The sequence below is a fragment of the Succinivibrio dextrinosolvens DSM 3072 genome, from assembly GCF_900167015.1.
GTDB classification, from domain to species: Bacteria; Pseudomonadota; Gammaproteobacteria; order Enterobacterales; family Succinivibrionaceae; genus Succinivibrio; species Succinivibrio dextrinosolvens.
In genome coordinates this window covers 1-12,493 of the sequence record NZ_FUXX01000058.1, presented here as the reverse complement: position 1 = coordinate 12,493, position 12,493 = coordinate 1, and the positions used below count along the sequence as shown (strand labels likewise).

At 36.3% G+C, this 12,493-nt stretch carries 7 protein-coding genes and 2 pseudogenes; 4 read left to right on the top strand and 5 right to left on the bottom strand.

Annotated features, from left to right (window positions below):
* Positions 1–908 (bottom strand): RNA-guided endonuclease InsQ/TnpB family protein (locus B5D46_RS11000; protein ID WP_078929505.1); only part of this gene is annotated, 908 nt, incomplete at its 3' end.
* A 574-nt stretch (positions 909–1,482) separates the two neighbouring features.
* On the opposite strand from B5D46_RS11000, the gene B5D46_RS10995 reads away from it, so the two are divergent.
* Entirely contained in the window at positions 1,483–2,223 is a 741-nt protein-coding gene (locus B5D46_RS10995; RefSeq protein ID WP_078929504.1) for a basic amino acid ABC transporter substrate-binding protein, read from the top strand.
* A gap of 87 nt (positions 2,224–2,310) precedes the next feature.
* Here the strand turns inward: B5D46_RS10995 and B5D46_RS10990 are convergent, their stop codons facing one another.
* A complete protein-coding gene (locus B5D46_RS10990) occupies positions 2,311–3,927 on the bottom strand; it encodes a methyl-accepting chemotaxis protein (RefSeq protein WP_078929503.1) in 1,617 nt (538 codons plus the stop codon).
* 378 nt (positions 3,928–4,305) lie between these two features.
* On the opposite strand from B5D46_RS10990, the pseudogene B5D46_RS12520 reads away from it, so the two are divergent.
* Positions 4,306–6,213: pseudogene (locus B5D46_RS12520) on the top strand (IS1634 family transposase).
* A gap of 690 nt (positions 6,214–6,903) precedes the next feature.
* Here the strand turns inward: B5D46_RS12520 and B5D46_RS10975 are convergent.
* Both B5D46_RS10975 and B5D46_RS10970 read right to left on the bottom strand, forming a co-directional pair.
* Positions 6,904–7,647 carry an ATP-binding protein gene (locus B5D46_RS10975; protein ID WP_078929500.1) on the bottom strand — a complete coding sequence of 248 codons (744 nt, stop codon included), beginning with the start codon at positions 7,645–7,647 and terminating at the stop codon, positions 6,904–6,906.
* An 18-nt stretch (positions 7,648–7,665) separates the two neighbouring features.
* A complete protein-coding gene (locus B5D46_RS10970) occupies positions 7,666–9,378 on the bottom strand; it encodes a Mu transposase domain-containing protein (RefSeq protein WP_078929499.1) in 1,713 nt (570 codons plus the stop codon).
* A gap of 785 nt (positions 9,379–10,163) precedes the next feature.
* Between B5D46_RS10970 and B5D46_RS10965 the strand changes: the two genes are divergently transcribed.
* A complete protein-coding gene (locus B5D46_RS10965; RefSeq protein WP_078929498.1) occupies positions 10,164–11,336 on the top strand; it encodes an FAD:protein FMN transferase in 1,173 nt (390 codons plus the stop codon).
* Positions 11,337–11,531: 195 nt separating this feature from the next.
* On the opposite strand, the pseudogene B5D46_RS12410 reads toward B5D46_RS10965, so the two are convergent.
* A pseudogene (locus tag B5D46_RS12410) lies at positions 11,532–12,077 on the bottom strand (transposase).
* 220 nt (positions 12,078–12,297) lie between these two features.
* On the opposite strand from B5D46_RS12410, the gene B5D46_RS10950 reads away from it, so the two are divergent.
* On the top strand, positions 12,298–12,493 hold a 196-nt coding region (locus B5D46_RS10950; protein ID WP_143675672.1), incomplete at its 3' end, for a hypothetical protein.

Genomic DNA, 12,493 nt, shown 5'->3' with positions numbered 1-12,493 from the left:
TTAACCTTCAGGTCTTCCACACATATAATGTCGTGGTTTTTGACTAGGCGTGCAGACTCTTTCTGAAGATAATCGTATCTGATATCAGTAAGTTTCTTATGAAGCTTAGAGAGTTTTATTCTGAGTTTAATGTATCTTTTTGAATCTTTTTTCTTTCTGCTTAATCTCCTCTGCAGTTTTTCTATTTTTTCATAAACAGGATTCAGCCTGTCTTTTAATGACGGTATGTAGTTCTCATCTGATAAGGTGGCAAATCTGATTACTCCCATATCAATACCTACAGCTGTATTTAAATTAATTTCCTGTATCAGAGGCTTTAATTCAAACTCTGTCTGAACAGAGATATACCAGTCTCCATGGTTCAGTGAAACTGTTACATTCTTTGGTTTACCAAAGATGTTTCTGGATTTACGGTATTTAATCCAGCCTATCTTGGGAAGCCATATCTTCTTTCTGTCTTCATCAAGTTCAAAGCCCTGAGGAAATCTGAAGCTGTTATGAAGAGCCTTCTTTTTGAATCTTGGTAAACCGCCTTTGCCATCGAAGAATCTATGATAGGCACTCATCAAATCCTGCGCTTTCTGCTGTAAAGCCTGAGAAGGACATTCCTGTAAAAAAGGATATTCTTTCCTTAAATCAGGAAGCAGATAGTTTAACCCGGTAATACCTTTATAGCACAAAGGTCTGAAACTAAGCTTCTTGGCTTCATCTCTATTTAAAGCTTCACCATTACTCTGTCTGGTATCTATTTCCTCAAGATATTCTCTGAAGTCTTCCCTGCATTTGAAGAGTAAATGGTTATATACAAATCTGGTACAACCTGCTGTCCTGCTGAAAAAACGACGTTGTTCTCCAGTTGGCTCAAGCTTAAATTTACAAGCAAGTTTTGCTAGATTTGCATCTGTCATATATATAGTTATTATTTTTATACTTTATTAAACAATATATATATTATAGCATACTTTTTAGCCGCCTTACATCCCCATTGTTAAAACAAGGGGTATTCCGGCGGCGAAGATAACGGGTTTTTTTGTTTTCAATTATCAATAGATGTGAGCCTCTTCATAGCTCTGATTTCCAATATATGCTACGTTTTACATCCATTTTTTTCGTGGTTATAACTCGTCATTAGTGAGATAGATAATGCTTGAACAGTATATTAAGAATTTTGCTCATGAATTTCTTGGAATTGAAAGTGAACATCTTAATAAGATCGAACCATATGAATGGAGTGGATGAACAAGGAGTTCCAAAGAGTATCACCTTTTTACCTCCAAAGGTAGGACAGGAGATTAAGTAGGAATTTGTAGACAGTCTAGGTCTTTTAAATTGAATTCAATGCTCTCGTGGAAACATGGGAGCTTTTTCTTTACCTGATATAGGTGCATTTTGTTCAATTCTGGTGAAATTCCGTAGTATTTTTCTTTAAGTGTATTTAAGAGATAAACTCTCCGTATAGTTTATTTTTTTCAGGACCCCACTATGAAACTCTTAAAACACATTATGGCTCTGGCCTTATGCTCTTTTGTATACAGTGCAAATGCCGCAGACACTATTATCGTCGGAACTGAACCTACCTTTGCTCCATTCGGATTCATAGACAGCAAAACAAATGAAATCGTAGGTTTTGATATTGATCTTATCAATGCCATCGGTAAAGAAGAAAAACTGAATATTAAAATAGAGCCAATGCCTTTTGATGGTCTGATTCCAAGTCTGATGTCATCTTCTATTGATGCTGTTATTTCCGGTCTTACCATTACTGAGGAACGCCAGAAGCAGGTTCTTTTCTCTGAGGGCTATTATGTAGCAGCTCAGGATCTTATGATCAGAAAGGAAGATCTTGGTAAATACAAGGCAATGAATGATCTTAAAGGAAAAGCTGTATGTGCTCAGATTGGCTCAGCTGGTGCTGATGTCGCTGCAGGAATTCCTGATGCCAGAGTCGTAACCTTCAATACTATGGTTGAAGCCTTCATGGAATTAAAGCGCAAGGGCTGTGATGCTTCTATTACCGGTACTCCAGTAAATCAGTACTATCTGATTTCAACAGGTGAAAAGGAGCTTGTTCATGTTCCTGAGAGTGCAGTAAATGCTAAACAGCTAGGTATTGCTGTAAACAAGAAAAATACAGCTCTTGCTGACAAAATCAATGACGGCTTAAAGAAGCTCCATGAAAAAGGAGTCTATGATGAGCTGTACAGGAAGTGGTTCAATCAGTGATCTGATTTCGTACCTCTTCAGTTAATTACAGAAAAGGGCTATAGAAAACAATCTCTATAGCCCAAAAATATGCCTATAACCTGTAATCTAAACCTTAAGATCCTTAACCTCTTCTAAAAGCTCATTCAGAAGAGTTACAGACTCGGAAACACACTGTTTAGCCTCGTCAACCTCAGTAGTCAGATCCTTTGCCATCTCAGTAATATTCTGCATATTAGTTGAGATTTCTGCGGTTGCGGTGGTCTGCTGTTCTGCAGCTGTAGCAATCTGTGTAATCTGAGCGTTTACACCTGATACCTGATCTGAAATTGAGCCCAGCAGAGTAGATACACCTGACGCCTTTTCTGCAAGTGTATTCATGGTCTGCAGTGATGATGTCATAGACTGATTAGCCTCATTTGCATCGGTCTGAATCTTAGTAACCATACTGATGATTTCATGAGTTGAGCTTCCTGTTCTTGAAGCAAGAGAACGAACCTCATCAGCCACAACGGCGAATCCCTTACCAGCCTCACCTGCGCGGGCAGCCTCAATAGCAGCATTTAAAGCCAGCAGGTTGGTCTGAGATGCAATATCCTCAATGGTCTGCACAATAGTTCCAATTTTCTGGGACTGATCTACAAGAGCCTGAATCTGTGCAGCATCTCTCTTTGAATGTTCTACCTGCTCATGAATACCAGCGATAGTTGCTTCAACTTCTGATACACCCTGATTGGTTGTTACATTTGACTGGTCTGCCGAAGCTGCTGCATTCTCACAGTTCTTGGCGATATCACCTGTGGTTGATACCATCTCATCGGATGCTGCGGCAACAGTCAGAGCACGGTTCTGTGTATTCTGAGAGGATTCATTGATACGGTTGGTGACATCGTTGATGGCAGTGATTTTCTCTTCAATAGCAAAGGTCTTGGTCTTGATATGTCCAACCAGTGAATTCATCTGCTGACGCATATTCTCGATTCTCTTTAAAAGAGTACCGAATTCGTCAAGACGTCTTGAATGGGTTTCATGAGTAAGATCACCGCTTGCTATCTTATCAGCTGCTCCAACTGCCTGATTTAAGGCTGCAACAATGCTTCCTGAGAAGATAAGTGCAATTGTAACTGCGATAATAACTGCTGCTACAGAAACAACCAGAATAATCATAATAGGAGTAGTACTTGCGATGGTATCTACTCTACCTGTTGTCTGTTGTATCTGGTGTTTTGTAATAGCCAGACTGTTTGATTTTACCGAATCACTGACTTTAAACAGGCTCTTTTCATAGATAATCTGAGCCATAGGTGCGTTTTTCTTCTTTACTGTTGGAAGGAATTTCTCATTAACAAGAGCTATATACTCTTTTACACCTGCGGCGATAGGATCTACGTTTTTACGGTTATTGGTATCTGTTTTATCAATAAAATCGGTTGCAGCCTTAAGAACTTCCATCTGTGCTACAAGTTTTTCTTCTTCCTCTGGAGTGTACTTCTTTAAATCAGCCTGAATTCCAAAGCATATCTGATCAACATCTTCCATGGAATAGTAAACCTTGCTTACAGCCTCATATCTTACACCAAGTATGAAGTGTACATATTTGATTACATCATTTGTTTTAAAAAGCTGAACCAGCGAAATTGCAGCAATCAGAATGGTTAAAATGATGATAGAGAAGAACGCTGATACAAGCTTACCTCGAACGGACATTTTATTGAATATAGGCATAGTTATCCTTCCTAGTACATTGCAATAAAAAACAAGCTACATAAAGTATAGTTAACAAACTGATAATAAATGTAATTTACAAATATAAGCGTGGGATACAGATCATTTTTTTAATATATGATGCAGGCAATCATTCCTACGGTTAAAAACGAGGATTGTCTCTTACGCATTAGAAAAAAAATATAGGTGCAAAGCTCTCAAACTTGCACATCTTTGACTGTTTGCTAAAAATCCTTCCTCTCAAATTCTCCTAATTAATCATTTATTTCAAACAGTTAAAATTTAATATGTGTCAAATTTTATTATATAATATTTGTAGCTATATTATGGCAATATCATTGTATGATATAGATATATCGTTATTTATCCGGAGTAAATATGAAACTGTCCATCTCCAAAAGTAAGAATACGGTTATCTATTACGTTGCTGAATCCTATAGAAAACCTAATGGTACTTCTTCTACCAGAACTGTTAAGAAAATAGGCTCTGAGACAGAGCTTAGAGAGAAGCTTGGAGATGGAGTGGATATTAAAGCCTGGTGTCAGGAATATGTTCGTAAACTAACAGCAGATGTGAAAGCTCATAAGCCAGTTCCTGTTGAACTGTCTATTATTCCGGATGTACCTTACGAGAAAAATGTAATCCGTTCATTTAATGTCGGCTATCTATACCTGCAGAGAATCCTTTATCAGGAAAACATCGGACAGATGGTTAAGGAGATTAGGAGCAGACATTCATTTCAGTTTAATCTGGAGAAGATTATCAGTGATTTAGTCTTTGCCAGAATACTTGACCCATCCTCTAAAAAAAGCACCTATGATTTCTGTCAGTCCTTACTGGAATCCCCTGATTATGAACTTCATGATATCTACAGGGCGCTTGATATTATTCATAAGGAAATGGATTTTATTCAAAGCTTCCTTTATCAGCAGAGTGTTAAGTGCAGCCAGCGTGATACCAGTGTACTTATCTATGACTGTACTAATTTTTTCTTTGAAATTGATGATGAGGATGAATTAAGACGTGTTGGCTTTTCTAAAGAACACCGTACCACTCCAATTGTGCAGTTTGGTCTGTTTACCGACAGAAAGGGTATTCCTTTAGGTTTCAATGTATTCCATTGAGCTCAGAGTGAGCAGATTAGTCTTACTCCTTTAGAGCAGAAAATCATAGATGATTTCAATCTGCCAGATTCCAGACTGATTGTCTGTACTGATGCCGGACTTGCCTCATTTGATAACAAGGCATTCAATTCTAAAACTCATCTGATTAAGAAATCCTTAAACTGTATCACCACTGATTACATTACTATCAGACCATTAAAGAAAGCTGATACGGCTACTACTGAATGGGTTTTAAACCGCGGCCGTTCCATAACTTTAGAGCCAATAAGAGAAGATGAGAATCCTGAGAAGGTATACGCTGAGATTGAACGTACCGGATGGAGAACAGAAGGCAGCAGCAGAGTATTCTCCCTGGATGATATTGATGAGGATGATCCGGAAAACTACAACCGAATTTTTTATAAGGAGAAATATGTAATCATTACTCCTTCTGGAAATTCAAAAAATAAAGGCAAGGTTTTAGAAGAAAGACTGATTGTTACCTACTCAATCAAGTACAAGCATTTTATGCAGCATAAGCGACTGCTTACACTGAATAAAGCCATCCGTATGATTGCAGCTAAAAACAGTAAAAAGATTGATTTGAATGTTTCTGACAATGTCAGAAAATTTATTAAGACTTCTACCGTTGATTCCAAAGGTAAAGCCATTACAGACAGCTCTAACAGGTATTCTCTGGATGAGGCTGCAATCATAGAAGACGCAAGATACGATGGTTTCTATGCGGTAAGTACAAATATCAGCCCTGAGGTTATGCCTGTTAAAGAAATTATTACTGTAAACAAAGGCAGATGGGAAAATGAAGAATCATTCATGATTATGAAGACTGAGATGAGATCACGTCCTGTCTATCTGCATAACAGTGAAAGAATCAAAGCTCATTTTACAACCTGTTTTATGGCCCTGCAGGTTCTGAGAATACTGGAGCAGAAGCTTAATGAGAAGATGGGAAGGATAATCCCTATTCAACAGCTAATCTCAACTCTGCGCAAAATGCAGAGCACCACTATAGACAAGTACTACACAGGAGCTTATACCAGAACAGATATTACCGATGGATTATATGACTTACTGAGAATGAGATTTGACTGTGAACTTATCACAAAAGGTAAAATTGAGACCGCTAAAAAAATTTCAAAAAAAGTTTTAAAAAATTTATAAAGCCCAAAAAATATTGCTACTTTTAAAGTTATTAACTCTTTGAAGTTAATAACTTTTTAACTAAAAACTGTCAAAGACAGGTTTACAATCAGATTGGTTCTGATTATTTTTATGATTTACTACGTGTTTGGTAGGAATGATAATACCGCTAATTGGATCTATAAAAACCTATAAAAATATATCAATATCTATAAATTTATAGTTTTTCTCCCTAATTCCTGCTTCAACACTGCTGCTTGTTACCCCAGTTATTTCTTGCCTCTCACTACTTGTTTAATGCTTTTTTTGAGGATATTTTCTTGTTTCTTCTTTCCTTATAAAGTTCGTCCCAATTGTTCGGAAAATGATATCTTTTTCATAGTTTTTTTATCTGCACTGACACGTTATTTTTATTGTTATTGATCATTTCCAGATACATATTCTTAAGAACAATTTGATTAACAGCAATCTCAGTATCGAATTCGTATGTTCAAGGTATGGTGAAATTATAAGGATAACTATTGCTTACACATAAAGTCATCGGTAAACGCACTTAAGATCGATCCACTATCGCCAATTAACTTCGATCCACTTCCGCCGGCTAACATCGATCCATCTTCGCACTTTTACTTCGATCCAGCTCTGCAGAATAACTTTGATCCAGTGGATGGCTACCACCTATAATGATAGCCATTATCCACTTGTTGTTACTTATCTTTTTGATTGCCCTTGTAAGGTTACAATCTTTGATGGATGAAGTAATCTGTCAATTATGGCATCACTCTGTGTTGATTTAGCAAACAGTAACTCGAAGCCTTCGACTTTGAGCTGACTGGTAAATATTACAGGTTTTGTTCTCCATCTTAAATCAAGTATATGGAATAGACATTCTGCAACCTTTGAATCCAGTTTTCCCTGCAGTCCAAAATCGTCAAAACATACAACAGTGTATTTAATTATTTGCTTTAGGAACAGAGCAATGCTTCTGGTGTCGTCCTTTCGGATGTTTACTTCGTTTACAAAATCTCCCCAGCGATAACATCTTACAGAAATGCCTGCCTTACAGAGGTTATAAGCAATAGCTGAACTCAATGCTGTTTTACCCACACCAGTTGAACCGACTATAAGGATATTCTTTATGTCGTCTGTTGCCCATATATTGCTTGCCAAATAGGCTAGTTCATCATTTGTAATGCCATCTGTTTTTTCATTAAACCTTAATTGGTTAAAGGTAATCGAATCTCGTATATGCGCATTCTTCACTAGCCGAGCATATTTTCGATTTGCAGAGAATGCTTCCTGACAGGATACAAGTTGCTCAATTCTATTTATGAAGCTAACCTGAGAATAGATTTCTTCATTTTCAAACTGATTTCTTAGATCATCAGCCATTCCAAGTATTCCAAGTTTGTTTAGTTTTACTATCAGTTCTTCCTGCTGTTTTAAAAGTTTCATAGTGAAATCCTCTCATATTTACTTATTGTTTCTGAACAGATCATCAGTGGTTCTCAGAAAAGCCGTTGATTCCTGGTTTCCTACAGAATTATCTGGAGTATCAAAGGACAGTTCTGTTTGAAACGGAAGCTGTCCATGATGATTGTCAGCGTATTGACTGATTTCTTTTACTGCATCTGCAAAAACATAGCTGTTAAGAGGTCTTTGAAGAGGATCGTGCAGTATGCTTTGTATAGCGCAGTTGTATATATGCTGCTCTTGAGGATTTCGCTTATATTTGTTGATAAGGTTAATGCAGCCCTTTTTGTTATCTGCAAAATTATCAGATCTACTTAGCAGTGCTATGCAGAAGTTAAGCAAATCATTACTTAATGCACGTGCTGCATTGTATATATCGTCAGGAGTCTTGTACATTAACTCTTTTTCTTTTACAACCTTGTGAGCCATAGGCATATGCTCATCTTTTGTAAAATATCTTCCAAAAACTCCATTGATTTTAACGTGCTGAGCAATTATTTTCTGGTTTAACCAGATTTGAATGATCCCTCCAGAAATCTCAGCTTCTACAACTTTATTTACATATTTATACGGTACTGAATAAAAATTATCGTAAATTTCTACATGGTAATCTTTGCGAACGATGAGTGATGGTATATAGTCTGTAAAGGGAGGAATGACCATCTCGATTGGTTTTGCTGCTGGTTTTTCATATCGTTCAAACAAAACTTTTCTGGGTGAGAATTTCTCCCTCTTGAACGGAGCTGAATTTATGTATTCATTTACGTTCTTCATCAGAGTGATATTGGCATCATCCAAAAACATACATCCTTTAGGCATTCTACTGAGACACCTGTCCTGAATCAGACGAACACTTGTCTCAACAGCAGATTTTTCATTTGGACTGTATGGATTATTTGGATTTACTGCGACTCCACATTTACGCATAAACTTATCAAATCCAGGCGTAAAAATCGCTTCAGAACCAATATGATGTTTAATAACCATTGATTTCGGGTTATCGATTAAAAGTTGTCTTGGTAAACAACCGAAATACATAAGACCATCTCTAATGCCATCAATGGTATCAACCGTAGAAAGAGATGGTACCAGGCGAGCGTACGTGAAGTAACTGGTTGCCCAGCAAAGAACCAGGACGTTGCAGCTTACCGTATTCTTGTTGTTATCTAATATTTCAAACTGTTGTCCGCACCAGTCCAGTTCTAATTCATTGCCGTATTCATGCTCGCGATGCATGTCGACATTGGGCTCTGTGTTTTCCAGAATTATCTTGTTTAATCGTCTTCTAAATGAAGTTTCTCCAAGAGGCTTTAATCCTTTTTCATTTGCGGCTTTTAGATAATCAACATATATGTCTGCCTTATGTAAATGAGCTTCAACATAAAGCTTTAAATAAGGCTCCATGTCTGGATCATATATATCTTCAGCCTTTGGAGGAGTATCTCTGTGTTTGATTATTTTGTTCTTTTCCCTTGGTGTGTCTCCTATATCAGCCTTATTTCCATAGATTATCTGAACAAGTTGAGAATCAGATATGGAATTTAGTTCCTGAATTGAAGTAATGCCATTATTCTTCAACGCTCCCAAAAATTTTAATAGAGTAGATCTTGATATATGTAAGTCTTTTGCAATAGTTCTTTGTGATTTGCCTAAGAAAAGCTCAGAACATATTGTCCTCAATTGTGTAACATTCATAATTTTTCCCTGAATCATACTCAGGTCCTCAATATAAACAGCAACATTGCTGCATTATTAAGTCTAGATATGATGGTGAGGAATAGTGTTTGATTGGTCTTATTCGGAAAAATATGGATCGAAGTTACGGTACGCAACTGGACCGAGGTTAAAGTGCGGAAGCGGATCGAAGTTAAGTTGCGCTACTGGATCGAAGTTAAAGTGCGGAAGTGGATCGATGTTAGGTGCGTCTTCCGGTCATAGCTAAAATTAGCCAAGGTATACAGATTATTATGAATTATTTGAAATTATAAAGAGTTATTCGCTAAATCTTTTTCTTCCTCTTCTTCTTCCTTTTTCTTTTGTTTATTTGTGTGATCAAATTCATGTTTTAAAAAAAATTGCACTACAATAAATAACTTTTAGACATATAATGCAAGCACTTTTTAACATTTTCTATCCTTGGATGTTAAAAAGGATAAATCATTAGTAAGTTATTTTCTTTATATGAACAATAATGTTGTTTGTCTATAGTTCTTTAGTCGCGGTCATCCTCTGATTAAAGAGGTTGACCGTTTTTTTTTACTAATGTTTGTAAATTGTTAAAGGATTACATTCGGAAAATGTTTTCCGGTTAATTAAATTATTTTGATTATTATCTTCATACTAGAATAGTTATTCATATGATATTTTATAAATGAAGAGATAATTTATCAGAGATAATATAAGATATTTTTTAATATTAAATTTCTATTTATTTTGCAGACAAAAATAGATATGAAACACGAATAATATTTGTTCAAATTATAATTAGGTTACTATATATGAATATAATTAGAATACTTGTAGTTATAGCTATGTTTTCTGTTCTTTTAGCTTTTTTTGCTGATAGTCAGAATAAAGAATTACAGAAATCTGCTAATGTAATACAGAAACCTTTAGAACAAATGACCTCTACAAAAGTACATGGGAAAACAATGGGAACTTTTTATTCCATTAATGTGGTGGGGGGATTTTCTGGAGGAGAAAAAGCTCTTTCTGAATTGGCTGAAAATGCTTTTATTAAAATCTGTAAAGAGATCTCAACTTTTGATTCTAATGCTGAATTAGCAAGATTTAATGCATTTAAATCAACAGAACCATTTGAAATTTCAAATGAGTTAGCGAAAATCCTTGTAAAAACAGTATACCAGTGCAAAAGAATTGATGGCGGAATTGATATTACTGTGGGGCCGCTTGTAAATTTATGGGGATTTGGTGTTGAAAAAGCTAATTCTAATGTTTCTGATAAAGATGCGAATGACATGATATCAAGAATTTATGAGGTTGTTCCTTCTAAAGAACAAATTGAAGAAACGCTAAAATATGTTGGACTTGATAAGTTTGAATTAAAAATCCAGGATAATAAGAATTACCTTATTAAAAAAAATCCGAATGTTAAACTAGATCTTGCAACAGTAGGTGAAGGATTAGGTGCGGATGCAATTGCTTCTGAACTGATGATAAGAGGCTATAAAAATTATATGGTAAATGTTGCCGGAGCAAGCAGATCAAGTGGAGTTAACGCTAAAGGAGAATATTGGAAACTGGGAATAGTAGATCCTAATTCATCGTATTCTAAAGCTTCTGCCACTGTTTGTTCTCTTGGAAGAGCTTTTGCAACTTCAGGAACATATATGAATTTCTTTAAAGACAAAGTAACAGGAAAAGCCTATTCGCATGTTATAAATCCAAAAAATGGGTATCCAGTATCTCATAACACGCAATCAGTAACAGTTGTTTCAAATAGTGCATTTGAGTCTGACGCATTAGCTACAGCATTGTTAGTATTAGGAGCTGATAAAGCTTTGGAGTGGGGTGAAAAGAACCATTATGCAGTAGCAACTATTGAATACAAGGATGGTAAAAATATTTTTAGAAATACTTCTGATTTTGAACGTCATTTACGATGTGGACCAAACAAAAAACAGACATTGCTCTCTAAAATTTTCGAATAAATCACTGTTATTTTGCTTTTAAACAAGTTAAAACAGTTTGTCCTGATAATTTTTTTTAGTGTAGTAATGACTTCTGTCATTATCCATAGATATCTGGACCAGTTAAGCCTGAGTGGGAAGCCTAAAACTAAGGTTCATCCGTGAATCTGTGGAAAGCCCTGATTTGAATATAATAAAATTCATCAGGGCTTTCTTCTATCCAATCGTCGGGATTGGAGTAAACTTTCCTCTGAATGCACTTCTTATTCTTAAAAAGAAATAATCTAAATCTCTGTACCCATAGGCTACACGCTTTAGAACCTTTATCTTGTTATTTATACCTTCCAGAACACTTGTCCTGATATGGTAGATGCCGGCATTGGTAATGCCGTCTCTGTAGTGGTCATTCTGACTCTTAGCAAATTTCATTATTTCCTCAACACCAGAGGATATTGCCAGCCTTACCCATTCAGTCCATAATCGTTATGCTTCAGCTTTTGTGTTAACTTCATAGACTTCAGGTAACAGCTCCTTGAGCTCATTGGCTTTATTAAGCTCACTGTAGTAGTTGAGGATAGAATCAAGCCTGATTTTCTTTTCTTCTGATAATCGAGAATTACGTGTAAGCAGAAGGAATCTGGAGCCTTTAAGCAGCTGATAACCAGCCTCATCTACATGCTCTCTGTAGTAATTAGCGAGTCTTATTCTGATGAATGATGTGGTGACAAGGAAAATTATGAACGGTACTTCCTTGAACCGCATTATTCAGTAATTGCATTTGGTTGTACGGTAGGTGATTACAAGAGTAACGAAACAGCCTAGCAGCTTTTCATCTTTGATGACTCTCTGAATGATGTGGTGTCAGAGAAAAACAAGAACGGTACTTCTCTGAGCCGCATTATTCAGTCTTAAGCTTCTATCCTAGGCCGAATCTTTAAATTGAATAGTGCGATTGTTTAACAAACAACAATGGAGCTATTCAATGGCAGGCAATTCTCAAAAGCTAAACGAAGGCGAGCTTGCGCTATACACAATGCAGCTATCTGCAGGATATGTTCCTGTAGGCGTTGATCTGGCAGCAAGAGTATTTCAGGTTTGCTACCTAACCGATAAGCAAAAGATTAAGAACAAGGCCTTATCTCGTGAAGCTTTCTTAGATTTTCTAAATAATCCTCCTT

What these genes read in the sequence shown, in the direction of transcription:
- B5D46_RS10990 (WP_078929503.1), bottom strand. Translation starts at nt 3,927, where the DNA reads ATGCCTATATTCAATAAAATGTCCGTTCGAGGTAAGCTTGTATCAGCG.
- B5D46_RS10975 (WP_078929500.1), bottom strand. Translation starts at nt 7,647, where the DNA reads ATGAAACTTTTAAAACAGCAGGAAGAACTGATAGTAAAACTAAACAAA.
- B5D46_RS10970 (WP_078929499.1), bottom strand. Translation starts at nt 9,378, where the DNA reads ATGATTCAGGGAAAAATTATGAATGTTACACAATTGAGGACAATATGT.
- B5D46_RS10965 (WP_078929498.1), top strand. Translation starts at nt 10,164, where the DNA reads ATGAATATAATTAGAATACTTGTAGTTATAGCTATGTTTTCTGTTCTT.
- B5D46_RS10995 (WP_078929504.1), top strand. Translation starts at nt 1,483, where the DNA reads ATGAAACTCTTAAAACACATTATGGCTCTGGCCTTATGCTCTTTTGTA.